Here is a 26,472-nt window from a genome sequence, read left to right as displayed (position 1 = left end):
AGATATGGATTTATTAAAATTAGATTGGCAATCCCTTGCGCCTACCTTAGACATTCAAGTAGATCACTGTTGTGAGCAGGTGGATTTTTGGGCGTTACAACCTCGTGCCACCGCAGCAATTCAGCATTGGTTAGCGCAAGAGGGACGCTTATTAGTGTTAAAAGGTGATGAGCAATTTAATGATTTACAACGTTTAGAACGTTATTTATTACAACACTACTTTAGCGAACAGCCGTTAGCGATTCATGGCGTGCATTATCAATTTCAGCCCGCAGGTGAGAATGCGTTTCCTACGATAACAATGCGCCCTGCGCAATATGCAACAGATAATTTTTTGCAACGTTATTGGGTAAAAAGTGCGGATTATCTTGATCCCCAATATCTTTTCGGGCAAGTGCTGCAATTAGCGAATAGCGATCAATTACAGTTAGCAGCAGGGTTAGTTCACCAATTAAATGGCGGCATTTTAATTCTTTCGGTGGCGCAATTATTGACGCAATTTGATGTTTGGTTGCGTTTGTTCAGTGTGTTGCAGCAGCAGCAATTTCATTGGCATTTGGATACGCCGTTGCAACACCAACCGTGTGTTATTCCAAGTATGCCGTTGCAATTAAAGGTGATTTTGGTGGGAAGCCGCGAGAATATTGCCGAGCTGGAAGCAATTCAGCCTGATTTATACCAGTTTGCCGATTATGCCGAATTAGCAGCATATAGCGAAGTTGCTACTGAACAACAACAGTGTCAATGGGTGGGTTATGTGCAGCATCTTGTTAGCGCAGAATTAAAAAAATCTATCAATCTCTCGGGAATTAATCGGTTATATCAATGGTTAGTGCGAGAAAGTGAAGATCGCCAATTAGTGTGTAATTCACCTCACCACTTGCTGCGTATTCTGCAAGGTGCGTTAATGACGCAACCACAAGCCACGCAGATTAGTGCCGAGATGATTGAGGCTTACTATACGCAGCAGTGCTATCAGCGAAATCTGTTACAACAACGGAGTTATCAAAGTGTGTTGAGTGAGCAAATTTATATTGCCACTGAGGGGGAGGAAATTGGGCAAATTAATGGGTTGTCGGTGATTGAATACCCAGGGGTGCCTTATGCTTTCGGTGAGCCATCACGCATTAGTTGTTTAGTGCAAACTGGCGAGGGCGAGATTGTCGATGTTGATCGGAAAAATGAATTAGCGGGCAATATTCATAGTAAAGGTATGATGATTGCGCAAGCGTGCCTGAGTAATATTTTGCAGTTACCAAGTCAATTACCTTTTTCGGCGTCGTTAGTGTTTGAACAGTCGTACACTGAAATTGATGGCGATAGTGCCTCTTTAGCGATGCTTTGCGTGTTAGTCAGTGCATTAGCGGAATTGCCGTTACCACAACATATTGCAGTAACAGGGGCGATTGATCAATTTGGTTTAGTGCATGCGGTGGGTGGCGTGAATGAAAAAATTGAGGGCTTTTTTACCATTTGCCAACAGCGAGGATTAACAGGTAAACAAGGGGTGATTATTCCTGCGGTGGCGTGTACGCAACTGAGTTTAAGCCGTGCAGTAACTGAGGCAGTGAAAGCGGGAGAATTTCATCTTTGGGTAGTCGAAGACGCTACCCAAGCCTTGCAAATATTGCTGCAACGTGATTTAGTCGAAATGCCTGATACGCAATATCACGCCAATAATCGTCCATTAAATCAATTAATTTTGCAGAACCTTGAGCAAAAAGCGGAGACTAAACCGCTCTTCTCTCGTTACTTTTCTTGGCTATACTCTGCTAAAAAGTAAACTAACTGCTCCGACCATTCAGCTAACAGGTGTAAGCTATTTTATTCCTTGCTAGAATAGCTTTCATCTTGTTGTTCCTTGCAAAAGGAATATTAATGCTTACTTGTAGGAGATCAGTATGCCAAACAGCCGTTCACAAAAAAGAATTTTTACTCACCAAAAATCATTTAGTTATGAGGAGTTATTGGCTTCTGGGCGTGGTGAATTATTTGGAGAAAAAGGACCGCAATTACCTGCGCCGTCAATGCTGATGATGGATCGGATTGTGGAAATGAATGAAACTAGCGGTCGCTATGCTAAAGGCTATATTGAAGCCGAATTAGATATTCGCCCTGATTTACCTTTCTTTGATTGTCATTTTATTGGTGATCCTGTGATGCCAGGGTGTTTAGGATTAGATGCGATGTGGCAATTAGTGGGCTTTTTCTTAGGCTGGATTGGCGGTGAGGGAAAGGGGCGTGCATTAGGCGTTGGTGAAGTGAAATTTACTGGGCAAATTCTCCCTACAGCAAAGAAAGTTACTTACCGTATTCACTTGAAACGTGTGCTAAATCGTAAGCTGATTATGGGTGTCGCCGATGGTGAAGTGGAAGTTGATGGGCGCATTATTTATACAGCAACAGATTTAAAAGTCGGTTTATTCCAAGATACGGCGGTGTTTTAAATTTTTTATTAGTGCTGTTTACTGACAAAGTGATATTCCTTCATTCTTACTTTGTTTTTCTTTTAAATTGAGATTTAGGTTTCGCCTAAGGGCGACCTACTTTTTTTGCTCAAATAGAGATTTTTTTGCTCAAACTGGTATTAGGTTTCGTCCTAAAGGGCGACCTACTATTATTCGCAAGTTCGCTCGGCTCACTTGCTCACCCTACGGGTCGCTGCAAGCAGCGCTCAAAAAGCAATGCTTTTTGTTGTGCAAAGAAAAGTAGGCAAAAAAATTTAGTTTAGTTGTATGGCAATAAAAATACTTTTTACATTGATGTACGAACATAATTCAATAAAGCTTCATTAATGCGAGATTGCCAGCCTTGTCCAGTGGCTTTAAACGCCGTAATCACTTCTGGCGATAAGCGAATAGTAATTGACTGCTTAGTTGGTAGCTTTTGCTTTCCTCTTGTACGAGGTTTAATTTTCCCTTCCGCTTCTCTTTGAGCTTGATGAGAGATCGCCATAGCAACAAACTCAGCTGGCATAACATCTTGGATAGGTTTCATTCTCGCAAAATCTGCTTTAGTTAATTCTCTCGCTTCACCATTTTCATTAATTGGTGGGTTATAAGGTATGTTTTTCATAATATTTTACCTCTCTTTTATTTGCCTTTCTAAGGCTAATAACTCTAATTCCGTCAGCTGTTGGCGTAAATACTAAAATAAATAATCTCTCTGTTTTTCCGATAAATCCAGGGCTATAAATCTTTGTTCTGGATAAGGTTTTCGTAAATCCGCTTCAATTACTGCTGTATCCCAATGAAAATCAACCACTAAATCAAATGGCAATTTGCGTTCATCAATATTTCGTTGGTTTTTATTTTGATCATAAGTAATTTTCATTGTTTATCATGATTATATTTCTAGCATAGAGTTTTATTGTAACTACAATTTATAAGAGAGCAAGTTATTTATTGTTATGATCTGATAAAAGAAAACTACCACTTAGTTATTTAGACTACTGAAATATCTAACGTTATGTAAGACCTCAACAAATCCCTCATGGATTCCCTTGTGCCTTGCCCGAATGCAGGAAAGATTTTTAGGCAAAAAACGTCTAATTTTTCTGAGTTTTACGAAGAAAAATATCAGTTTTTTGCCGCTCGAAAAATCTTGACGAAATGAGGAAACAGCAAGGCACTAGGGCGTACTTTTTTGCCCACTTTTCTTTGCGAGCAATAACAAAAAGCATTGCTTTTTGAGCGCTGCTTGCAGCGACCCGTAGGGTGAGCAAGTAGCTGAGCGAACTTGTGAATAATAGTGAGGCACCCTTTAGGGCGAAACCTAAATCTCAATTAAAAAGAAAAACAAACTAAGAATGAATGAATATAACTTTGTCAGTAAACAGCACTAAACATTCTTATTTAATTCATTATTAATACACGCTTTTAAGGTATTTATTGTATCTATTTTTGAATCAAATAATTTTTGCGATCTTGAAAAAACTTTTAAATGAGAAACTAGCCCGCTTTCGAAAACAGTTTGCACATTATCTGCAAGATTTTTCACTACATAATCATGATGATCTTTAGGAACATATCTTGGCTGCAGCCCTACAGCCTCTAATTCTTTAGCTCGTTTAATCGTACTTTCCCAACTTACTTCTTTAGGGCAAGTACAAACAATAACTTCAGCCTTATATCCTTTTTCTTTAAAATTATTTAACTCTTTTAACGGGGTTTCAGATGTTCTAAATGTTCCCTCTATCACAATATTAAAGCGACTTTTAATAGCTTCATCTCGAATCTTTTCAACCATTTTACCTGTAAAAGCACCTGTATATTTTGCTGCATCTTTGCCATATAACAGGTAAAAATCATCATAATGCTTATGATAAGATCTAAATTCATCACCATTAATAACAAGAACATTATTATTTAAACGTGTTTTAATCTCCATCGTTGCAAAAGACTTCCCTGCACCAGGCTGCCCACCTAATAAAACACCGATAGGAAATTGTTGGGGAGAAAGTGCTTTATCACTAGATAATCGTTCCCATAATTTAGTGAATTTTTTATTAACATCACTTTCTAAATCATACTTAGTTATGGCATCTAAAATATCTTCTTTTGATTTCATAATCAGTTTTACTTACGAATAATATTGATGAATAGGTAAACTAACATATTTATTTTTTATCATTTTTATCTTGTTTGATAACAACATAAAATCAATATTATCATGATGAGTACTATATAAATTATTTCTCAAATTAACTAAATAATGAAGATCTTCATTCTCTTTAGAAGTTGGATCTGTTCTTAAATCGATTGTTGCCATTGCGTTCGCAACCATTTCGATTAATACATCTTTTTGCATTAAAGTACACATAATAGCCTCTGAGATTTAGTTTGTGATCTTGTATGATTATAGTCTGCTTGTAAGTAAAAAATTACCTACAAATATAAATCATTTGATTTTATTAAAAAAGTGGTTTGCTGATTTAACTCTCTGCTTTTAAACGAAAACGTCCACGACTATATCTTGCTTTTAATTGTGTGTTATTTCCTGTTAATTGCACTTGCCCTGCTTTGGCAATTTGTAATGAATATTGGATAGAATGCGCATGAGTAATCGCAATCGCTAAGGCATCTGCCGCATCGGCTTGTGGTGAGGCGGATAAGTTTAACATTCTGGTTACCATATGCTGGACTTGTTTTTTATCCGCTGAACCAATGCCCACTACGGTCTGCTTTACTAATCTTGCAGCATATTCAAAGACTGGTATTTGTTGATTAGTTGCGGCGACAATCGCTGCTCCCCTTGCTTGTCCAAGTTTTAATGCAGAATCTGCATTTTTTGCCATAAAGACTTGTTCAATCGATAAGACATTGGGTTGAAATTGCGTGATAATCTCGCTTACTCCTGCATAAATGCGTTGTAAACGGGTGGGCAAATCATCAACTTCCGTGCGAATGACACCACTACCAAGATAAATAAGTTGTTTTCCTTGTTGGTGAATCACACCATATCCTGTTAGACGTGAACCAGGGTCAATGCCGAGAATAATCATAAATTACTACCTAAAAAATAGGGCGTTTAGAACGCCCTCATTTGCTACTTAATTTTTATATCAGATCTCTATCAATCTTGTTTTTTATAACAACGCAGCCACTTCGTCGCTCATATCACCATTGTGATATACGTTTTGCACATCATCACAATCTTCGAGCATATCCACTAAGCGCATTAGTTTTGGTGCGGTTTCTGCATCTAACTCTGCTGTAGTAGATGGGATCATCGTTACTTCAGCTTCATCAATTTTAAAGTTTGCTGCTAATGCGTCTTTCACTGCACTTAACTCTTCCCAAGCAGTATAGATTTCAAAACTGCCATCATCTTGTGGTTGAACGTCATCTGCGCCTGCTTCAATCGCTGCTTCCATCAAGGCATCTTCATCTGCTTCTTTCACTAAAATTAAGCCTTTACGTGTAAAGAGATAGGCAACTGAACCATCTGTTCCTAAGTTTCCACCACATTTAGTAAAAGCATGGCGTACTTCAGAAACTGTACGTTTACGGTTATCGGTTAAACATTCAACAATAATTGCTGTGCCACCTGGACCGTAACCCTCATAGACAATAGATTCCATATTGGTATCATCGCCACCACCTGCACCACGTTGAATTGCACGGTTGATGGTATCACGCGTCATATTGTTTGATAGTGCTTTATCTACAGCAGTGCGTAAACGTGGGTTTGAACCCACATCAGCGCCGCCTAATTTTGCTGCGGTAACTAACTCTCGAATTAATTTAGTAAAAATTTTCCCACGTTGTGCGTCTTGCGCCGCTTTACGGTGTTTAATATTAGCCCATTTACTATGACCAGCCATGAAAAATCCTCTTTAATTTTCAATAGGTTGATGTATTACAAATTTTTCTATCGCTTGCGCGTTATTCCAAGATTTTGTCATCTTTATTGCCGTTTCGGCTTCTACCCAACGATAAGCGGAATGTTCCGTTAATACCACGGGATACTCTTCTGCTAACGCTAAGGTAAACCAATATTCATGACAATGCGTTACATTAGGTGCATAACGATCACGAAATTGGGCAAAGATTTCAAAATCGACTTCATAATGACAATCTTTCAGCATACAAGGTAGCTTAGCAAGATCTAATTGTAGCTCTTCCAATACTTCCCGTTCTGCTGCTTGTGCAGGGGTTTCCCCCGCTTCTAAACTGCCTGAAACTGATTGCCAAAACGCCTGATCATCTTTACGTTGTAGCATTAATACTCGTTTTGTATCTGTACAATACACAACAACTAAAACTGATTCAGGACGTTTATATCTCTTCATTTATTCAGAAATAATTGATTTCGTTGTGTTAAATAGATAGCTTGGTTTTGCTACCCCAATTAAGGCGTTATACGGGATTAATAATTGAATTTCTCCCTCTGCGTATGCGCCTAATTCATATGGTCGATAATTGAATAAGACTCCTTCATAAGTAAAGGTAAAGTTATCCGTTGGCACCAGCTTCCACCCCATAGATTCTCTTTCTTGCAATAATTGCTGTAATTTTTCTAGGGATTGCTCATTTTCTACTGTTGATAAATAGTATAAAAAGGCATTTTGTAATAATTCATTAAATTTGAGCTGTTGGTTAGGCAATAAAATATCATCTAGCTTTAATAATTTTTTCGTTTGTAAATCAAAATTGCTAAAACGTGTTCCGTAGATACCATGTGCACCACCAGAATAGAGAGAAAAATAATCAACAAACATGGCTAATTGCTGATGTTGTGCAATAAAACGGGGTTGATATTCAAAAGCGTAACCAATAGGTGCATATTCAGGATCGTTAAATAAATCAGCGATACTCTTAATATATTCTGCTTTTAATTGTTCGAAAGATAATTGCTGCCAGTGAGCTTTCGCTTTATCAGCCTCTTCTGGTGATAACCCGCTATCTTCTGGGATAAGATACTCTCGGGCTTGTGTTTGAAAATAGTGATCAATCCAATCTACATTGGTTTTTAATCCTTTCATATCAATTTCATAACAGCGCTCATCTTTAAAACATTTTTTCTCTTGGATTAATGTCGTTGGTTCTGCACTAATTAAAGGGATTGTTGAGGCTTCAACGGCTTGTTGCTGTTCTGTTGTCTCTGCGCTAGATTTTGTTACTACTTGTTCATCTTTGCAGGCAAATAGGGCAAATGTTGCTAGAAATAATGCCCCTATTTTATATTGTTTCATGGTTCCCCCTTACTCTTTCACTTTTGTAACTTGAATAGCTAACTCTTGTAGAGCTTGCTCATTGGCATAGCTTGGTGCTTCTGTCATTAAACACGCCGCTGCAGTGGTTTTCGGGAAAGCAATGACATCACGGATATTTTCTGTGCCAGTTAATAACATGGTTAAACGATCTAAACCAAAAGCTAAACCTGCGTGTGGCGGTGTGCCAAATTTTAACGCATCAAGTAAGAAGCCAAATTTTTCCTGCTGTTCTTGTTCATTAATGCCTAAAATGCGGAATACGGTTTGTTGCATTTTTGCTTCAAAAATACGCACTGAGCCGCCGCCAACCTCGTAGCCGTTAATCACCATATCATAAGCATTTGCCACAGCATCAACTGGTGATTGTTCTAGCTCTTCTGGTGAAACGTGCGCTGGTGAAGTAAATGGGTGGTGCATTGCGGCTAAACCACCCTCACCATCATCTTCAAACATTGGGAAATCAATTACCCATAATGGCGCCCATTGATCTAACTTGGTTAAACCACAATCACGTCCTAATTTCAAACGTAACGCGCCCATTGCATCGGTAACCACTTTATAGCTATCTGCGCCAAAGAAGATAATATCGCCCGTTTGTGCTTGTACTCGTTCTAACACAGCGTTTAACACTTCTTCAGATAAGAATTTAGCGATTGGACTTTGTATTCCCTCTACACCAGCAGTCAGGTCATTAACTTTGATCCAAGCCAGCCCTTTTGCACCATAAATACTGACAAATTGCGTATATTCGTCAATTTGTTTACGTGTTATTTGATTACCGTTTGGTACACGGATCGCGGCGATACGTCCTTTTGGATCATTCGCTGGACCACTAAAGACTTTAAACTCAACTTCTTTTAATAAATCAGCGACATCTACCATTTCCAATGGATTACGTAAATCTGGCTTATCTGAACCAAAACGACGCATCGCTTCGGCAAATGTCATCACGGGGAATTTACCTAAATCCACACCTAAAATTTCTAACCATAAGCCATGTACCATTTCTTCCATAATTGAACGGACTTCTGGCGCCGTTAAGAAAGAGGTTTCTACATCGATTTGGGTAAATTCAGGTTGGCGATCGGCGCGTAAATCTTCATCTCGGAAACATTTTACAATTTGATAATAGCGATCAAAGCCTGACATCATCAATAATTGCTTAAAGAGCTGTGGTGATTGTGGTAGTGCGTAGAATTTTCCTTTATGCACACGGCTTGGGACAAGATAATCTCGCGCTCCCTCTGGCGTTGCTTTGGTTAGCATTGGGGTTTCAATATCAAGGAAACCATGGTTATCCATAAAACGGCGTACATAGCTGGTAATTTTCGCGCGTGTTTTTAAGCGTTGCGCCATTTCTGGACGGCGTAAATCTAAATAACGGTATTTTAAGCGTTGCTCTTCTGTATTATTTTGGTTGAAATCTAATGGTAATACGTCTGATGCGTTATAAATAAGGACATCGGTCGCCGACACTTCGACTTCCCCCGTTGCCATATTTTTATTGATTTGGTTATCTGGGCGCGCGATCACTTGCCCTTTAATTTGAATACAATATTCACTGCGTAAATTCGCTGCTTTTGCAAACGCTTGTTTATTTTGTGGATCAATAAATACTTGAACAATCCCCTCACGATCACGCATATCGATAAAAATTAATCCGCCTAAATCACGACGACGGTGTACCCAACCACTCAGTGTAACCTCTTGACCAATATGACTACGGTTTAATGCACCGCAATAATGTGAACGCATCATAATAATAAATCCTTGTTTTACATTAAGCTAAAAATTAATTTGGCGATTATAGCGAAAATCCACACTGGTTTGAATTGGATTAATACATTTCCCCGCAGAAATCAGGTAAAAAGCTGCTCTCTCGTCCATTTTCATCGCAATTTAGGCTTTAATCGCAAGCATTGAGCCAAAGTTAAAACATTGAAACCACATCGCGACATGTTGGAAGCCAATTTTTTCTAATAAAAGCTTTTGGCTGGCAATACTGTCGGTTTTCATCACATTTTCTAACGCCGTGCGTTTTTGGCTCACTTCTAATTCACTATAACCATTCGCGCGTTTAAACGTGTGGTGTAAATCAATTTGCAGCTCATTAATCACATCGTCTTCAAAACGATACTTTTCCGATAAAACTAAAATGCCACCTTTGGTTAACCCTTGATAAATTTTTGCTAATAGGGCTTCTCTGTCCACAGGTGGTACAAATTGCAGCGTAAAATTTAACACCACCATAGATGCGTTGGTGATTTCAACATCACGAATATCAGCACAGAGAATCTCAACGGGGACATCACTATGGTAAGCGGCTAAATGCTGTTGACAGCGTTGCACCATTGGCGCTGAATTATCGATACCAAAAATTTTTACGCCATCACATTGAATATTACGTCGCATGGATAAGGTTGCCGCGCCGCGTGAACAGCCTAAATCATATACGTTCGTTGCAGGCTGTACAAAGCGCTCCGCCAGCATACCTATTGCCGTAATAATATTGGAGTAACCTGGAATTGAACGTTGGATCATATCAGGAAAGACTTCCGCCACACGTTCATCAAAAGTAAAATCACCCAATTTCTCAATGGGTGCGGAAAAAATCATATCTTTAGACATTACGATATTCTAATAAATAAAAAGGTGGGTATTGTAATAGAAAATAATCAATTTTTGATAGCGATTATTTGTATTTTATTTTTCAGTTACTTTTTCATTAAATCATTTTTTGTTATTCATAACTAAAAACATTATGTAAAAGGATTAAATAATTCCACTTCTGCTTTCTGAAAATCAATAATATTTCTTGTTACTAAAATTAACTTGTGTTGTTTAGCCGTTGCAGCAATCCATGCATCATTTTCTGGCGTATGATCGGGAATATGTAATCGAGCACAAATTTCTGCGGTTTTTGCATCAATTTGTAATATTCGATTAATAAATGCGGGCTGTACAATTTCAGTCAACCAACGTCGAAGAATTGCACCTTGAACTGGATCTTTTCGTTCTTTTGCTAATACACCACGCTCAAGTTCCATCATCACAACTGGACTGGTATATATTAATTCGCTCGATGTATTTTTAACCCATCGTTCAACGCCAGCATTACATTTTCCCTGTTTTAAACGGCGAATCTCACTAATCACATTAGTATCTAATAGATACATATGCTATTCCTCTAAATCTACTATTGCACGTTTTGCTTGGCGTCTTGCGGGAATATCTAGCTCAACATCAGCCCCCAAGGAATTAGGATCACTCAATACATCAGCAATACTACTAAAAGGCTGTTGTTGTAGATGATTCATATATTCTACATAGCTCATTAGTACATAGAGAGGTTCGCCTCGATTGGTGATAATCACTGGTTCAACTTGTGCTGCTTTCTGGGCTTGTCCTAAATGTTGATTAAATTCTCTACTCGTTATAATTGTCATAATATAACTCCTTTTTTACATTATGTAGCTATGTAGCTATGTAGCAACAATGTAATAAATTTTTGTGCAGAAAGCAATCTATGAAAAATAATAGAGATAAAAAAAACCTTCCATAGCAAGCTATGAAAGATTTTCAAAAGCAAAAGCCACATCAATCAACTATTATTTATTTTCAGGTAAATGATATAAGCGGTGCTTATATAAATAACTACCCCAAAGTGCGTAACTTAATGCTTGCTTTTTCATTTCCTCAGGCGCTTCTGCTGGTATTAAGGTTTTTGTCATTAAATCATATTTAAATCCAGCTGGTTGTTTTTCAGGTTGTAAAATCACCACTTGTTGTTGTTCATTCATTAATGCCATCGATTTATCAAACTGCATTAACGCACGATTTGGGCTATATTTTGTTAAATCAAAGCCTAACATTGGATATTCTGCATCAATCCCAATCAGCGATAATAACGTTGGTGGCATATCAATTTGACTCACTAAACGATTATCCTGTTTTGCGTCAATACCTGCCCCTAAAATTAATGCTGGAATATGAAAATGCTTAATTGGCACCAAAGAAGCACCTGCAACACGTGAATCATGATCGGCAATCACTAAAAAGATCGTATCTTGCCAATAATCCGATTGTCTTGCCCGTTTAAAAAACTCCCCAATGGCAAAATCAGCATATTTCGCCGCATTATTCCTCGTTGCTTTCGGTTGTTCATAAAGTTCGATCTTATTATCTGGAAACTCAAAAGGATCATGGTTACTTGAGCTAAAGACTAAACTAAAAAATGGCTTGCCCTGCTGCTGTAATTTACGAAATTCTTCATCTGCGCGAATAAAGAGATCTTCATCAGATACTCCCCAAGTCCCTTTAAACATTGGTTTTGGATAATCATTTTGATCGATAATAAATTGGAAGCCATTACCGTAAAAGAAACTTGCCATATTATCAAAATGCTTTTCACCGCCGTAAATAAAAGAGGTGTGATAACCTTTTCTTGCTAATAAATCAGCAATCGTAAAGAAGCCTGTTTGACTATTTGGCAATTTCACTACTGCACGTGCTGGTGTTGGGGTAAATCCCGTTACCACTGCTTCAATACCGCGAACTGAACGTGTTCCTGTGGCATATAAATTTGTAAACCACCACCCCTCTTTACTTAACTGATCAAGATTTGGTGCTAATGGTAAGCCGCCTAATGAGCCAATAAATTGTGCGCCTAAGCTCTCTTCCAAAATAATTACCAGATTTTTTGCTTTACCATGGTAACTTGCTTCATTCTTACTTAATAATGGAATATCACCTGAAATATAATCGCTCTCTGGGCGAGGGTGCAATTTTTTCAGTGTAGCCTCCATTTCTGCAAACGGCATATGCCCATAAATTTCTGATGAATTTTCTTCATCGCCCATTTGTTGCAAGGCAAACAAGACTGAATAACCAGAATTTAAGACTAATGAATTCACTAACGCATCAGAAGAAAACGCCACCATGGCTGGGTTGATACCTCGATGAGCAAGTGTTGATCTCGCGCCAATAAAGACTAATCCCGCCACTAAAATAGCTACCACTGGGCGATAAATCCAGCGCCCTGCATTGGCATCTCTTACCACATAACCAGCAAGTTTCCAGTAGCCCCAACTCGCTAGAAGCGTAACAACGATAGACATTATCATCGTGAATAAATGCCCTTTTGCTAACATCGTAAACACTTCTTGCGGATTGACTAAATACTCAACAAATAAGCGATTTGGACGAAAATCATAGGTACTAATAAATTCTGGGGTTGCCAATTCCATAAAGAGAATAAAGACAGAACCTGCCGTTAACACGATACGCAAAATCACTCTAAATGCAGAACCCACGCGTGTTTTATCCAGAAATAAAGCAGATAAAAAAGCAAATAATCCAAACAGCCAACATAAGGACACCACGTCCATACGTAACCCTTGAATCAATAATGGAAACCAGCCCTCTACAGCATCAACCCGTTCTTTTTGCCAAAAAGCTAAGCCAAGTCGACTACTCGATAAAATGAGCAAATTGAAAACGAAAAAATAAAGTACTGGATAAAAAGATAAATATCGCAACATAATCACTTCACACTATAAATGTTTATTTGACTTAATAAAATAAATCTCTAATAACAAAGTAATTATTAGAGATTCATTTACCGAAAGAGTTCAGTTGTTTTGTTAATCTTTTAGTCAATTAAAAAAGGATTTTTATTTTTTTCATCTGCTATCGTAGTGAATAAACCATGTCCTGCGATAATTTGCATTTCATCATCTAATGCCCATAGCTTTTCTTTGATCGTTTGAATTAATTGCGAAAAATTCCCACCTGGAAAATCTGTTCGCCCAATACTACGATGGAATAAAACATCGCCTGTAAAGGCAATATTTTCTTCTTTATTAATAAAGCCAATATGCCCTGGCGTATGACCTGGTAGATGTAAAACCTCAAATGAGAGATCACCAACCGCAATTACATCACCTTCATTTAACCAACGATCTGGTGTTAATGGCGCGCAATAAGGTAAGCCAAATTGCTCTGCCTGTTGTGGTAATCCTTGCAACCAATAATCATCAGATTTTTCTGGTCCAACAATCTCAATGTTAAATTCACGTTTTAATTTTGCTGCTGCACCAACATGATCAAGATGACCATGCGTTAATAAAATTAATTTTGGAATTAATTGATTTTCTTGGATAAATTGAATAATTCTTTCCGCTTCTCCACCAGGATCAATGATAGCGGCATTTTTTTCATCGTCCCAGACAACAGAGCAATTTTGTTGAAAAGGGGTAACTGGAATAATTTGTACATTCATAATTATAGACTTCTATCAACTACCGCGCCATGTGCGATTAGGACCTGTATCAATATGCACAAAATTGCTTCGAGGGTAATAACCAACCCCACCATTATTTAAGGATTGTGCAACCTTACGTATTTTATCTAATGAAACATTACTGATACGAAAATCAATCGCTTGCCCACGCATATGATAACTATTACTTGCTACACCTTTACTACGACGGTGCATTGCTGCATTAGTCGCTGGTGCACGATAGCCACAAATAATCGAAATCTCACAAGATCTCAGCCCTAGGCGAGATTGGATTTGATAGAGTTTGGTAAATAAATGCGGATCCATATTGTGAACTAAATTTGTCCGTCTATCCCGCATCAAATAATTTAATTTCTGCAAGTCTGCTTTAGCGATACCTTTACTAGGCGCAAATGGCGAACTGAACTTCTCTCCAGTATTAATATTTTTAAAATGTAAAATTTTAGGCGCAGTGGTTGATAAAACCGCAAATGCAGAATTTGCTATAAATGAACTCCCTAGCATAATTCCACCTAGCGACAACCATCTACGACGAGATTGATCAATATTGCCCATTCCTTTGTTTCCTAGTGGTAAGTTGATTATCTAGAAGTAAACAGAAAAGCTATTGCCTAAGCAATAGCCCTCTGGATTATACCTGTTTTTTCTACAGATTAAAGAAAATATTGTTGTAAAAGTGCTTTTGTCTCATCATCAAGCATTAATTTTTTATCATATCCGTAAACATCTGCAACGGTATGTATTTGACCATTTACATCAACCCATGCGGTTACATAGTAAAGATAAACAGGATTATCAGATTGAATGCGTACTGACGTTGTTTTACGGCTTTTTAATACTTGTGCTTTTTTCTCTAGTGTCCAACCAGACTCTCTCAACAATAATGTTGCTAACTCATCAGATTTATTCACGCGCACACACCCTGAACTAATTGCTCTATTTTTATTATTAAATAAACGATGATTTGGTGTGTCATGTAAATAAATCGCATCTGAACTTGGCATATTAAATTTAAAGTTACCTAATGCGCTGTCGCCACCTGGTGCCTGACGTAAACGATATGGAAAACGTTTTGCCGTCATGTTATCCCAGTCAATCGTATAGGGATCAATCGTATTCCCTTTACTATCAATAATCGTATAACCATTACGATAGATATAACTCGGATCTTTACGCACTTTTGGAATCAAATCTTCATTAATTAAACGTACTGGCGCATTCCACGGTGGGTTCACGACAATATTACTCAGTTTGCTGGTCATCACTGGCGTTTTTCTTGTTTGCGTACCAACAATAACACGAGAATCTAGCACCTCTTTCCCATCACGATAATAGTGTAGATGATACGTTGGAATATTCACAAAAATTCCTGTCTGGAAATCTGGAATAAAACGTAGACGTTGTAAATTAATCGCTAATTTAGCTAACGTTGCATTATCTAATGTCTGTTGTTGCAACCCCGCAAGAATAGCGGCAGCCGTATGTGTATAGCGTTGATTTGGTTGATTATATTTTTCAACAAAAGCTAATAATTGTTGTTTTTCTACCGCAGATAGCCATGCAGTAATCAATTCATCTGTTGGTAGCTTTGCACGATAGCGATAACTATCATATAGCCAGTTTTGTGCATTGCTTGATACCTTTTCCACATAATTCAAATAATTCAACCAGCTATCTGTAATGAGAATATCAGTGGCTAAACTATTGCTATCTAGTTGTTTTAATTGAGTTAACTGTGCTTTCACGTCCTTAGAAATATCCGTTAAACCAAGTAATGCGTAATCATGTAAGAACTGTTGTTTTGCTTTTTCATCTAACCAAATTGGCGAAAAATTACGATCAGCATAAATTTTCGCTAACATTTCAGGAAAAACAAGCTTAATACCTTGTGTTGCTTGTTGTAATTTTTCCAAATTAACTTGTTGTTTCATTTGCTCTGCTGCAACTTGTTCTATTACAGCAGATTGTTGTTCTATCGCCGTTGGCTGTTGTTCTATCGGTGTAATTATTGTTTCTTCTGCAAAACTTGGTTCTAGCGCTACAGCAGAAAATAAAACTGTGGTTAAGATATGCTTTTTCTGTAACATCATAACCGCCCCCTCATTCATTAGTTCTTTAAGTTATTAAAATCGTTAAAATTGTGTAACATTATAAAATAAGACTATCACTATTTCACGGTAAAGATAAAAAAATCGCCTACGATTGAGGCGATTTTTAAACAATTAATTTTGTTTTTCTAGCAACATATCTACTGCCATGCGTTCAACTTCTTTCAGCACAAAATCTGGTGCTTCGTAATCTTTCGGTAAATCATCTAATTTCTTCAATGGTTTCTTCCCTTCACGCTTAAATCGAGCATTAAGATCTTTTAAGCGTTTATCATCATCTTTATCATTTTCTGCTTTGCGTTCATGTAAATTCAATGATAAAAATTTACGTTGATTCCGTTGATCTCGTGTTGCAATATCTTGATTTAATACAATAAATTCTGGATCATTTGCAACACGTGCTTTATGACGTTCCGCTAATGTTTTTACAGTTAAAGAAAGATCTGCTACTTTTTTATACGCCGCTTCTGGAATTTTATCCCATACTAACGCATTATCTTCTTTACTTTCCCCATACTCTGATTCATCAATAAATTCAGCGATAGTGATATCAGGCGCCACACCTTTCAGCTGTGTACTTCCCCCATTAATACGATAGAATTTTTGAATTGTATATTGAATCGCCCCCAATGGCGTTGGGTCCGTATCATAGATAAAGTTTAATGGACGACTTTGTTGTACCGTTCCTTTACCAAAGGTATTTTGTCCAACAATCACTGCTCGACCATAATCTTGCATTGCCGCCGAGAAAATTTCTGAAGCAGAAGCACTAAAACGATCTACCAAAACAATCATTGGTCCATTATAAAGTTGTTGTGAATCAAGATCTTCATGCACACGAATCCGATTAAAGGCATCACGTACTTGCACCACTGGACCATCAGTAATAAAGAGCCCACTTAAATTCACCACCTCTGGTAATGAGCCACCACCATTATTTCGTAGATCAATAATTAACGAGTCCGCTTTTTTCTCTTTCATTTCGTTCAATAATTTGACGACATCAGCTGTTAAGCCATTGTAAAAACTCGGAATTGTAATAATTGCAATATTTTTATCTTGAACCTTTTCAACTTTTAATTTCGCCGCGCGATCTTCAATCCGCACCCGATCACGCACTAATGTGATAATTTTTGTTTTACCACCTTTTGCGGGTTCAATTTCAAGGCGAACAGTCGTTCCTTTTTTCCCTTTAATTTTTTCCACGACATCATCAAGACGCCAGCCAACCACATCTTCGATTTCACCTTTCTTCCCTTGTCCAACCCCAACAATTTTATCTCCCGCTTTGATTTTCTTACTTTTATCCGCAGGTGCTCCTGGCACTAATGATTTCACAATAGTTTCATCATCTTCAGATTGTAAGGTCGCGCCGATCCCCTCTAAGGATAGATTCATATCTTCTTGGAAGCTTTTGGCATTACGAGGAGAAAGATAACTTGTATGTGGATCTAATTCACGAGCAAAAGCATTTAAGAATAATTGCGTAACATCATCTGCTTTTGTTTGAGTAAGACGTTTAATCGCTAAATTATAACGTTTTACTAATTTCTTCTTAATTTGTGTCCAAGATTTTCCTTGTAAACGCATTGCGATGATGTCATTTTTCACCCGTTCTTTCCAAAGTTTATTCGCTTCTTCTTCAGTCTGTGGGAAAGGTGCTTTACTTCTATCAATTTCAATTTGATCTTGTTCTTTTAAATTTGGTTCTTTATCTAATAAAGATAAGGCATAGCGATAACGTTGATAACGACGCTCTTGTAATAATTTATACATATCAAAAGCCGCAGCCAAATTACCTGCAACAAGATCATCATCAAAATGTTTCGCATATTGATTACGCAAAGTCTCAATATCAGACTGCAAAAATGTATTATGGCTATAATCTAGAAAATCGATATACCGATTAAAAATTTTCTCTGACATAGCGTCATCAAGTGTAAATTTTTTATAGTGTGATTGGAGCAATCTGGCAGTAACACGCTTTGTTTCAATTAAATTTGCTTCTGTCGCTGTTGGAATAATAATTTTATCTGCGCTTATTTCTGGCTTCACTGCCCATACTGGCATAGTTGTGAACAGATAGCCAATAATCATACTTTGTGCAATTCTCTTGAACTTCATTCGTGTTCAATCCTCTTAACGTCTTATCAATGTATCAATCAATTTGAACTTAGCTAAAAACATGAAGCAGGATCTTTGCCTGCTTCAATAAATCATTCTCTACTAACAATAATTACAGTTGGAAAACTCTATCTTCTGTAACGGTAAGTACTAAACCTTGTGCTAATTCAACACGTATATTGTCTTTACCAACTGCGAGCACTGTCGCTACTTGAGTCTTTTCTCCGACTTTAATTTTCACTTGTTGATCTGCTTGTAGCGTCGCAATATCCACTGGAACAAGTGCAGGTTTACGTCTTTCACCTTTTACATGAGACTTTTTAAAATTTGCTTTACGTGGCTTATGATCTTTTGTTTGTTTTGCCCGCTGTTCTGCTGTTTTGGCAAATTTTTTTGCTTTGCTCTCTTGTAAACGTTTTTCCGCGTGCTCAATATGCTGCACTTCCACTTCACCACATGGATTTCCATCTAAATCAACACGTTTGGCACCAGATTTATATCCATGTAAATAACGCCAGCCAGCAGTATACTGACGTAGTGCGCGGCGTAACTGACTATTAGAAACAGTTTCATCGTCTTTTAATTGTTCAACAAGATCTTGAAAAATACCGATTTTTAATGGTTTGGCTTCACCTTGCGTAGAAAAGCAAAGAGGAAATTTTTCAGCTAAATAAGCAATCACACGATTGTTTTCTTGAAATTTGTTTTTTGCAGTTGCTTCAACAGTTACCTGCTGTTCATTTTTATTATCTGTTTCTAACGACATAATCTTGCTCATAATTGTCTAAAACTGTCTTCAATCAGACTAACCTAAATGTATCAATCCTAATTTAGCCACCATGGCTAAACAAAATTGACGCCTATGTGAAATTCAAATCAATGAGATTATTTTACTTGTATATTGTCTCTTTATTTATATACTTGTTCAACAACTTTATTGGCTTATTTAAATGAATCACGTCATTCAGACAAAATTTTAATGCAAATTAGACCACTTTCTCATCACGCTATCACTGAGCGGGCTATTTGTTGTGATATTTGCGATCACGCGATGTTACTGCCGACATTACAGAAAAATCAAAAGGCAAACTGCCCTCATTGCCATCATACTGTTCGAGTGGGTAATTTGTGGAGCTTAAAACGTTGTTCGATTTTAGCATTATCAATTTTAATTTTAATGCCTTTTGCCTTTTCTTTCCCCCTGCTCAATATCCAGTTATTAGGTACGCCAATTTATACCTCAATTTGGAGTGGTATTTGGAAAATGGCAACTGAAGGCTACCCTTATAGTGCCTTTTTGATCCTAGTCTGTGCAATTGTGATGCCAATTTCATTTATTTTAATCATTATTTTATTACAAATATGTTATCTCTTTAAAATCAACGCCAAGATATTACTCCTCTCCTTGAATTACATAAAATCTTGGGTAATGCTTGATGTTTATCTTATTTCACTTGGTGTCGCTGCATTTAAAGTCAGAGAATATGCAAGCATCTCTTTCACCCCCTATCTCATTCCGTTTATTTTAGTTACTTTTTTAACCATTCTGTTATTTACTAAAACATCACCAAAACAATTTTGGGATAACTTTTACCCACCAAGCTTCACCAAATGTGAACATTTACGCTATTGCACAACCTGTGGTTTAAGTTTCCCAGCTACTCAAGCAATCGAACATTTTTGTCCTCGTTGTCATGCTACTACTACTGTAGATACCAATTTAATTCTACAACGCACTTGGAGTACGTTAATCGCTGGCGCAATTATGTTACTACCTGCAAATTTACTACCGATTTCCGTAGTTTATGTCAATGGTGTTCCTACCGCAGATACCTTGATGTCTGGCGTACTTACCTTTATCGAAATGGGGAATTACAGCATTGCAGCGATTGTATTTATTGCGAGTATCTTTGTCCCTATTTCCAAAATCATGATCATGCTCTACTTACTTGGCTGTATTCATTTTCGCCATGGTAAAAATATTCATTTACAGATGAAGCTATTTGCAATCGTTCATTTTGTTGGGCGCTGGTCAATGCTTGATCTTTTTGTTTTATCCTTGATGATGTCATTGGTAACACGTGGACAACTGATTAGTTTTTCCGTTGGACCTGCTGCAATTTACTTTGGTTTAGCTGTTGTTTTAACAATGATTTCAGCAGAAGTTTTTGATACCCGTCTACTTTGGAAAAACTACACTAACGATAGCGAACACCAATAAAAAAGGAGCATTTGACCTGCTCCTTTATACTACTTAAATCGTTAAAATTAGTGATGATGATGCCCACCGCAACCGCAGCCACCATGACCACCACCGCAACAACCGCTCTCTTCATCATGGTCGTGATGATGTCCATGTCCACCACAACAGCCCTCACCCTCTTGATGTAAATGACCATGGGCAATCTCTTCTGCTGTTGCTTCACGCACTGAAACCACTTCTACAGTAAATAATAACGTTTGTCCCGCTAACATATGGTTTCCGTCAACCACAACATCTTCATCGCCCACTTCAGTGATCACAACAGGCAATGGTCCAAGATCGGTATCTGCAATAAAACGCATACCCTCTTTTAATTCATCAACGCCAACAAAGACATCTTTTGGCACACGTTGCACTAAATTTTCGTTATAAACACCATATGCTTCTTCTGGCTTAACTTTTACATCAAATTTTTCACCAACGGCTTTACCCTCTAGTGCATTTTCTAAACCAATCACTAAATTATTATGACCTTGTAAATATTCTAACGGTTGGTTAGCTGGCGCTTCATCAACTAAAATACCATCTTCTGTACGAACTTGATAAGCAATGCCTACCACATGATTTTTTGCAACTTTCATTCATTTCTCCAATAAGTTACGCAAAGGAAATAAATTGTAACGAAATTTCGCTATTTCTGATAGTGAAATCACCTTACCCAAATTTTATTCACTATCAAACCAACCCCGCACAAATTGAATTGATAAAAATAATGTGAACAGTAACACCACATATAAAATATAGCTGATAATTGGGCGCGAAACAGAAGCCTCAGGACTGATTTCTTTTAGTGAAACGACATTACTAAACTCATCTAACATGGTGATCCGCCAACCATAATACTTCACCTCAACTAATGCCTTTTCATTGGCTAACGCTTGAGCTTTTGCTTGAATATTAGCAGAGTCAAATTTGAAGTAAAATGGAAAGCCCCAACGCGTATCTTCATTACGATATACCATTACTTTTTCTGTTTTTGGATCTTGGGTATAAATATAATAAACATCTCGTGTTGGACCATCTGCTGGATTAGATTTACTAATCGGTCCATCTTTATCAACACGTTTTACTTCTACCCCTGTGATTTGAGAAATAGCATAACTCGGAAAAACATAATTTATACCAGTAGCTAATATCCCGTGCACAACCAGTGCCACAATAATAAAGAACCACTTAAAAAAACGTCGAATAGTAAATTGTTGCGCCATGGTTACGTCCTCCTTTTACGCCTAAAAATGTTTTTATCCTAGCATATTATTGTGGCAAATTAACGCCAAATAATCGGCTAAAATTCTGTGTTGTGATCGCCGCCAATTTTTCAACAGATACACCTTTTAAAGTTGCAACATATTCACAAACCTCTCTCACATAGGCTGGTTGGTTTTGTTTACCTCGATAAGGAACTGGCGCTAAATAAGGTGAATCAGTCTCAATCAATAAACGATCTAAAGGCACATAGCGAATAACTTCTCGAATCTCTTCTGCATTTTTAAACGTAATAATGCCTGATACAGAAATATAAAAGCCTAAATCGAGTACTTGTTCAGCAAACCACTGATTTTCAGTAAAACAATGAATTACGCCCCCACAACGTTCTGCTTGTTGTGCTTTTAATATCTGAATCGTATCTTCTCTCGCCGATCGTGTATGAATAATCACTGGTTTGCTAAATTCTTTTGCAATATTAATTTGCTCAGCAAAATATTCCTGTTGTATCTGCTTATTTTCTGCACTGTAATAATAATCTAAACCAATTTCACCAACAGCAACCACTTCAGGTAACGCTATAATTTCACGTAATTTAACAGGATCGAAAATTTCCTCTTCAATATCTAATGGGTGTAACCCACAGGAAAAAGAAATATCTTCTCGCTGCCCTAACATCTGTTGTAATTGATGAAATCTAGCAATCCCGACACCAATCGCCAAGCAATGCTTCACATCTCGCTGTTTTGCTTTTACCAATACGTCATCTACATTTTTATGTAAATTTTCATAATCTAATACATCTAAATGACAATGTGAATCTACAATAAACATCTTCTAACCTTCAAATACTTCTTCAATTATCTTAATTAAGCCATCGACCACAATTAACTCTTGATTGACTCCATTAATCGTCAATAAATCTGTTCGCATTTGACGAATAATAGATAAGCCTTGATAAATTTTTAATGCGGGTAATTGTTGAGCTAATGTTTCTACACCTTGGCGTAAATCTTGGCATTGCCAGCCTGTATGAATACCTAATGCACATTTTAATGTATCCATCAAAAAAGCTTCTATCCAATTTAACTGTGGTATTGGATTATCCAACTGGACATAAGGAAATAACATCAAAAGATTTTTGTTGCGATAAAACTTCCAAAATTGACGCAAAAAATCCAAGCGCTGTGCCACTTCCCCTTCTTCCAAACTTTTCTTAGCGGCAAATGGACGGTAATAATTCATCGTCAATGCAGTTTGCAGCGCTTCCGATTGCGGAAAACCTTGTTCAATTAACCATTTCACAGCTTGATCTAGAGTTGGTTGCGGTAATGTCCAAAGTTGGCAACGACTATAAATTGTCGCAAGTAATTGATGTTCAATATCCGTTTGCAATAAAAAATAACAATGTTCTGTTGGCTCTTCGAGTGTTTTTAATAACGCATTCGCTGCCGCTTCAGTTAACAACTCTACACCTTGAATATAAACCACTTTTGCTGCTGTCTGTTGACTATGCCGTGAAAGTTTATCAATGACCTCTCGAATACTTTCAATACTGATTTTTTTCCCTTTTTCTGCGGCAATCCAGTAAAAATCAGGGTGAGATTGATGTTGAAAAAGTTGGCATTGTCGACAATGACCACATGCTTGTTCTGCTTGTTTATGTTCACATAATAACCATTGCGCCAATGTGAAACAAAATTGTTCTCCACCATTATCATTTGGCGTACGCAACAATAAGGCATGATGCCCATGCCCAGTTAAAAAAGCCTGTGTAATCCGTTGATAAACAGGATATAGCCACGTTAAATGCGTTAATTCTGTTGTTGAAACCATTGTGTAATTGCCTGCTCAATTTGCTCCGCCACCGCTGTTTCTGACAGATTAGCATTAATCGTAATACTGTTTGGATCGGCTGCCACGAGTTGTAAATAACGTTGCCGAGTTCGTGCAAAAAATTCAATTTGTTGCTGTTCAATTCGATCTAATGCACCACGTGTTCTTGCCCTAGCCAAGCCAATTTCTGGCGCTACATCTAAATAAAGTGTTAAATCTGGCTGGAAATCCCCTAAAATAGTCTGTTTCAATGTGGCTAATAATTGAGCATCAATTTGTCTGCCTCCACCCTGATAGGCTTGTGAAGAAAGATCGTGGCGATCGCCAATCACCCACTTCCCTTGTTGCAATGCTGGTTTAATCACATTGTCAACTAATTGAATGCGAGCAGCATATAACATCAATAATTCCGCTTTGTCCGTTATGATCTCATTGCCTACGCCTTGTTTGATTAATTGGCGCAACTGCTCCGCTAGCGGTGTACCGCCAGGCTCACGTGTAAAGATAAATTCATTAATCCCCAACTGTTGTAATTTTTTCACAACCGCATTTTTGGCAGTCGTTTTACCTGCACCCTCTAGCCCCTCAAGCACAATAAATTTACCTTTCATTATTTATTTCCCTGTTGCTTTTTCCAATTTCTATACCAACGAAGATAATCCTGTACTGCTCGATTATGTTCAGCTAAAGTGCGACTAAATTTATGCCCACCACTACCATCTGCAACAAAATATAAATAATCACTTTTTGCAGGGTTCGCCACCGCCTCCAATGAACTTTTATCTGGCATGGCAATCGGCGTTGGAGGCAATCCATTAATGATATAGGTATTATATGGCGTATCCGTATTTAAATCTTTTTTCGTAATATTGCCCTGATAACGTTCCCCCATGCCATAAATCACCGTTGGATCGGTTTGTAATTTCATTCCTTTCCGCAAGCGGTTAATAAATACAGAAGCAATTTTCGGACGTTCGCTCGCTAACGCACTCTCTTTTTCAATAATTGATGCCAAAATTAATAATTCATAAGCAGATTTTAATGGCAAAGTTTGATCACGTTGCAGCCAAACTTGTTGTAGCATTTTGTGCATTTTCTCAGCAGCACGTTGTAATATTGCCAAATCAGTCGAGTTCGCCGTATAGTAATAAGTATCTGGATACAGCCACCCCTCCATTTTATCTTTTACTACCAATTCCGTTGGTAAATGTAATAATTGATAAATTTCTGCTTCACTTTTTTCTTTTAAAGTATGCTGTAAATGAGGCGCTTCCGCTAATACTTTACGCCATTGATTAAATGTACTCCCCTCGGGCAACGTTAAAGCAAATTGCGCCTCTTTACCACGATGAATCAACAACAATAATTGCTGCAAATTTTCTACTTTTTCGAGCGAAAATGTCCCTGCTTTTAAGGTGTATTCTGGGTGTAATTTAAATAAATAAGGTAATCCCCACACAGATTCTTTTAGAAGTCCTTGCTGTACCAGTTTTTCAACAAACTGCTTACTGCTTGTACCTTTTTCAATAGTGAGTAATTGTTCTGCTGTATGGGTAATTGGTAACATTAATAATTGACTAAGATGATGGTAAATATAAACACCACTTCCGCCCAAACTCACTAATAATACAATTAAAAATAGGAGAAATTTTTTCATCAATGCTAAACGACTTTACAAAAAATTGGCTAAGTCTAACATAAACCTAAGCCATTCTTAATCTTAATTATTCATAAAATAATGGCGTACTTATTCCCTTTTGCACGCCATCTATTCTCACTTAACGTTGTGATTTTGCAACTTGAATCGCTTGCAATACATCTGCTTTGATGTCTTCAACATTTTCTAAGCCAACAGAAAAACGTAATAAACGATTACAAACACCGCGAGCAATCCGTTCTGCTTCAGGAATATCCATATGTGTTTGGGTCGCAGGGTAAGTTATAAAACTTTCTGTTCCACCTAAGCTTTCAGCAAAAGTAATTAATTTTAACGCTTTCAAAAATGGCACTACCCACTCTTCTTTTTGCAAGCGGAATGAAAGCATACCACCTTTATTAGGATACAAAACATCTACCACTTCTTCTTGTTCTGCAAGAAACGCTGCTATTTGTTGCGCATTTTGTTGATGGCGCTCCATGCGTAAAGACAATGTTTTTAAACCACGAATGGTTAAATAACAATCAAACGGCGCTAATACTGGTCCTGCACCATTTTGCATATAATAAAGTTTATCGCACAGCTCTTGCCCTTTTGCGACAATCAATCCCGCCAACACATCATTATGCCCCGCAATATATTTTGTACCACTATGAATCACAATATCAGCACCATGCTCAATCGGACGGAATAAGACTGGCGTTAAAAAAGTATTATCAACAATTAAGAATAAATTATGTGCTTTTGCAATTTTCGCAATCGCTGCAACATCACACTCTTCCATTAATGGATTTGACGGGGTTTCAATAAAAATCGCTTTAGTATTTGGAGTAATAGCTTGCTCAATCGCGGTTAACGAAGCAGTATTAACATAAACTGGCTTCACACCATGATTATTCTTATAACAAAAATCCAATAAGCGATAAGTGCCCCCATAGACATCACTGGAAATAATCCACTCATCTGGACTAGTAAATAAACTCATCACGAGTTGAATTGCCGCCATACCAGAAGAACAAGCAAAACCACGATCGCCTTTCTCTAATAACGCAATGCCATTTTCTAATACATTTCTGGTTGGATTTTTTGTACGAATATAATCAAAATTATCCGTTGCAACCCCTTTAATATCGGTATGACCAAATGCAGTGGAAAGATGAATTGGCGTAGCGACAGATCCTGTACTAGGATCAGTGCGATTGCCTAATTGAACTAACAAAGTATCGATTGATTGTTGTGCCATAATTATTCCTATCATTA

General features: G+C 37.5%; 28 protein-coding genes. 3 read left to right on the top strand and 25 right to left on the bottom strand.

Annotated elements, in window-relative coordinates:
• Positions 1 to 4 precede the first annotated feature (4 nt).
• Both ACFFHK_RS00895 and fabA read left to right on the top strand, forming a co-directional pair.
• Entirely contained in the window at positions 5 to 1,783 is a 1,779-nt protein-coding gene (locus tag ACFFHK_RS00895; protein WP_382367890.1) for an AAA family ATPase, read from the top strand.
• 118 nt (positions 1,784 to 1,901) lie between these two features.
• A complete protein-coding gene (gene fabA / locus ACFFHK_RS00890) occupies positions 1,902 to 2,447 on the top strand; it encodes a 3-hydroxyacyl-[acyl-carrier-protein] dehydratase FabA (protein ID WP_382367887.1) in 546 nt (181 codons plus the stop codon).
• A gap of 307 nt (positions 2,448 to 2,754) precedes the next feature.
• On the opposite strand, the gene ACFFHK_RS00885 is transcribed toward fabA, so the two are convergent.
• The 18 genes from ACFFHK_RS00885 to proQ all read right to left on the bottom strand — a co-directional run bounded on the left by ACFFHK_RS00885 (position 2,755) and on the right by proQ (position 19,016).
• On the bottom strand, positions 2,755 to 3,075 hold the full coding sequence (locus ACFFHK_RS00885; RefSeq protein ID WP_382367884.1) for a BrnA antitoxin family protein: 321 nt from the start codon (positions 3,073 to 3,075) through the stop codon (positions 2,755 to 2,757).
• Between the two features lie 72 nt (positions 3,076 to 3,147).
• Positions 3,148 to 3,333 (bottom strand): BrnT family toxin, encoded by a 186-nt coding sequence (locus tag ACFFHK_RS00880; protein WP_382367881.1) that lies wholly within the window; start codon positions 3,331 to 3,333, stop codon positions 3,148 to 3,150.
• Positions 3,334 to 3,840: 507 nt separating this feature from the next.
• Complete coding sequence (locus ACFFHK_RS00875) at positions 3,841 to 4,569, bottom strand: zeta toxin family protein (RefSeq protein WP_382367878.1); 729 nt, start codon at positions 4,567 to 4,569, stop codon at positions 3,841 to 3,843.
• A gap of 12 nt (positions 4,570 to 4,581) precedes the next feature.
• Positions 4,582 to 4,809, bottom strand: coding sequence for a hypothetical protein (locus ACFFHK_RS00870; protein ID WP_382367875.1), 228 nt, complete (start codon positions 4,807 to 4,809; stop codon positions 4,582 to 4,584).
• 124 nt (positions 4,810 to 4,933) lie between these two features.
• Positions 4,934 to 5,503, bottom strand: coding sequence for a crossover junction endodeoxyribonuclease RuvC (ruvC, locus tag ACFFHK_RS00865; RefSeq protein WP_382367872.1), 570 nt, complete (start codon positions 5,501 to 5,503; stop codon positions 4,934 to 4,936).
• 84 nt (positions 5,504 to 5,587) lie between these two features.
• Entirely contained in the window at positions 5,588 to 6,325 is a 738-nt protein-coding gene (locus ACFFHK_RS00860; protein WP_382367869.1) for a YebC/PmpR family DNA-binding transcriptional regulator, read from the bottom strand.
• 12 nt (positions 6,326 to 6,337) lie between these two features.
• A complete protein-coding gene (nudB, locus tag ACFFHK_RS00855; protein ID WP_382367866.1) occupies positions 6,338 to 6,793 on the bottom strand; it encodes a dihydroneopterin triphosphate diphosphatase in 456 nt (151 codons plus the stop codon).
• Positions 6,794 to 7,696, bottom strand: a complete 903-nt coding sequence (locus ACFFHK_RS00850) for an RsiV family protein (RefSeq protein ID WP_382367863.1) — start codon at positions 7,694 to 7,696, stop codon at positions 6,794 to 6,796. It abuts the gene before it with no gap.
• 9 nt (positions 7,697 to 7,705) lie between these two features.
• Positions 7,706 to 9,475, bottom strand: a complete 1,770-nt coding sequence (aspS, locus tag ACFFHK_RS00845; protein ID WP_382367860.1) for an aspartate--tRNA ligase — start codon at positions 9,473 to 9,475, stop codon at positions 7,706 to 7,708.
• A 141-nt stretch (positions 9,476 to 9,616) separates the two neighbouring features.
• A complete protein-coding gene (cmoA, locus tag ACFFHK_RS00840) occupies positions 9,617 to 10,345 on the bottom strand; it encodes a carboxy-S-adenosyl-L-methionine synthase CmoA (RefSeq protein WP_382367857.1) in 729 nt (242 codons plus the stop codon).
• Between the two features lie 131 nt (positions 10,346 to 10,476).
• Positions 10,477 to 10,893: a type II toxin-antitoxin system VapC family toxin gene (locus tag ACFFHK_RS00835; protein ID WP_382367854.1), complete on the bottom strand. Its 417-nt coding sequence runs from the start codon at positions 10,891 to 10,893 to the stop codon at positions 10,477 to 10,479.
• 3 nt (positions 10,894 to 10,896) lie between these two features.
• On the bottom strand, positions 10,897 to 11,163 hold the full coding sequence (locus ACFFHK_RS00830; protein WP_382367851.1) for a type II toxin-antitoxin system Phd/YefM family antitoxin: 267 nt from the start codon (positions 11,161 to 11,163) through the stop codon (positions 10,897 to 10,899).
• Between the two features lie 162 nt (positions 11,164 to 11,325).
• Positions 11,326 to 13,257 (bottom strand): LTA synthase family protein, encoded by a 1,932-nt coding sequence (locus tag ACFFHK_RS00825; protein ID WP_382367848.1) that lies wholly within the window; start codon positions 13,255 to 13,257, stop codon positions 11,326 to 11,328.
• 110 nt (positions 13,258 to 13,367) lie between these two features.
• Positions 13,368 to 13,997: an MBL fold metallo-hydrolase gene (locus ACFFHK_RS00820; protein WP_382367845.1), complete on the bottom strand. Its 630-nt coding sequence runs from the start codon at positions 13,995 to 13,997 to the stop codon at positions 13,368 to 13,370.
• Between the two features lie 15 nt (positions 13,998 to 14,012).
• A complete protein-coding gene (mepK, locus tag ACFFHK_RS00815) occupies positions 14,013 to 14,573 on the bottom strand; it encodes a peptidoglycan L,D-endopeptidase MepK (RefSeq protein ID WP_382367842.1) in 561 nt (186 codons plus the stop codon).
• A 98-nt stretch (positions 14,574 to 14,671) separates the two neighbouring features.
• Positions 14,672 to 16,108, bottom strand: a complete 1,437-nt coding sequence (locus tag ACFFHK_RS00810) for a L,D-transpeptidase family protein (protein WP_446685338.1) — start codon at positions 16,106 to 16,108, stop codon at positions 14,672 to 14,674.
• A 132-nt stretch (positions 16,109 to 16,240) separates the two neighbouring features.
• Positions 16,241 to 18,250 carry a carboxy terminal-processing peptidase gene (prc, locus tag ACFFHK_RS00805; protein WP_382367838.1) on the bottom strand — a complete coding sequence of 670 codons (2,010 nt, stop codon included), beginning with the start codon at positions 18,248 to 18,250 and terminating at the stop codon, positions 16,241 to 16,243.
• 112 nt (positions 18,251 to 18,362) lie between these two features.
• Positions 18,363 to 19,016 carry an RNA chaperone ProQ gene (gene proQ / locus ACFFHK_RS00800; protein WP_382367835.1) on the bottom strand — a complete coding sequence of 218 codons (654 nt, stop codon included), beginning with the start codon at positions 19,014 to 19,016 and terminating at the stop codon, positions 18,363 to 18,365.
• Positions 19,017 to 19,229: 213 nt separating this feature from the next.
• Between proQ and ACFFHK_RS00795 the strand changes: the two genes are divergently transcribed.
• A complete protein-coding gene (locus ACFFHK_RS00795; RefSeq protein ID WP_382367832.1) occupies positions 19,230 to 20,471 on the top strand; it encodes a PqiA/YebS family transporter subunit in 1,242 nt (413 codons plus the stop codon).
• Between the two features lie 47 nt (positions 20,472 to 20,518).
• Here the strand turns inward: ACFFHK_RS00795 and slyD are convergent, their stop codons facing one another.
• From slyD to ACFFHK_RS00760, 7 genes are all read right to left on the bottom strand, one after another.
• Positions 20,519 to 21,094 carry a peptidylprolyl isomerase gene (gene slyD / locus ACFFHK_RS00790; RefSeq protein ID WP_382367829.1) on the bottom strand — a complete coding sequence of 192 codons (576 nt, stop codon included), beginning with the start codon at positions 21,092 to 21,094 and terminating at the stop codon, positions 20,519 to 20,521.
• 84 nt (positions 21,095 to 21,178) lie between these two features.
• Entirely contained in the window at positions 21,179 to 21,703 is a 525-nt protein-coding gene (locus tag ACFFHK_RS00785; protein WP_382368919.1) for a DUF1523 family protein, read from the bottom strand.
• 64 nt (positions 21,704 to 21,767) lie between these two features.
• The gene (locus tag ACFFHK_RS00780; RefSeq protein WP_382367826.1) at positions 21,768 to 22,553 is read right to left on the bottom strand and encodes a YchF/TatD family DNA exonuclease; all 786 of its coding nucleotides are present in this window, start codon (positions 22,551 to 22,553) and stop codon (positions 21,768 to 21,770) included.
• Positions 22,554 to 22,556: 3 nt separating this feature from the next.
• Positions 22,557 to 23,555, bottom strand: coding sequence for a DNA polymerase III subunit delta' (holB, locus tag ACFFHK_RS00775; RefSeq protein WP_382367823.1), 999 nt, complete (start codon positions 23,553 to 23,555; stop codon positions 22,557 to 22,559).
• On the bottom strand, positions 23,534 to 24,169 hold the full coding sequence (gene tmk / locus ACFFHK_RS00770; protein ID WP_382368916.1) for a dTMP kinase: 636 nt from the start codon (positions 24,167 to 24,169) through the stop codon (positions 23,534 to 23,536). The genes holB and tmk overlap by 22 nt, the downstream gene beginning before the upstream one ends.
• Positions 24,166 to 25,212 (bottom strand): endolytic transglycosylase MltG, encoded by a 1,047-nt coding sequence (mltG, locus tag ACFFHK_RS00765; protein ID WP_382367820.1) that lies wholly within the window; start codon positions 25,210 to 25,212, stop codon positions 24,166 to 24,168. Before mltG ends, tmk begins: the two co-directional genes overlap by 4 nt.
• Before the next feature lie 121 nt (positions 25,213 to 25,333).
• Positions 25,334 to 26,455 carry a methionine biosynthesis PLP-dependent protein gene (locus tag ACFFHK_RS00760; RefSeq protein ID WP_382367817.1) on the bottom strand — a complete coding sequence of 374 codons (1,122 nt, stop codon included), beginning with the start codon at positions 26,453 to 26,455 and terminating at the stop codon, positions 25,334 to 25,336.
• Between the last annotated feature and the right edge of the window lie 17 nt (positions 26,456 to 26,472).

The organism is Gallibacterium trehalosifermentans (assembly GCF_042433055.1).
Lineage (GTDB): Bacteria > Pseudomonadota > Gammaproteobacteria > Enterobacterales > Pasteurellaceae > Gallibacterium > Gallibacterium trehalosifermentans.
This window is presented reverse-complemented; position numbering and strand designations above follow the sequence as displayed.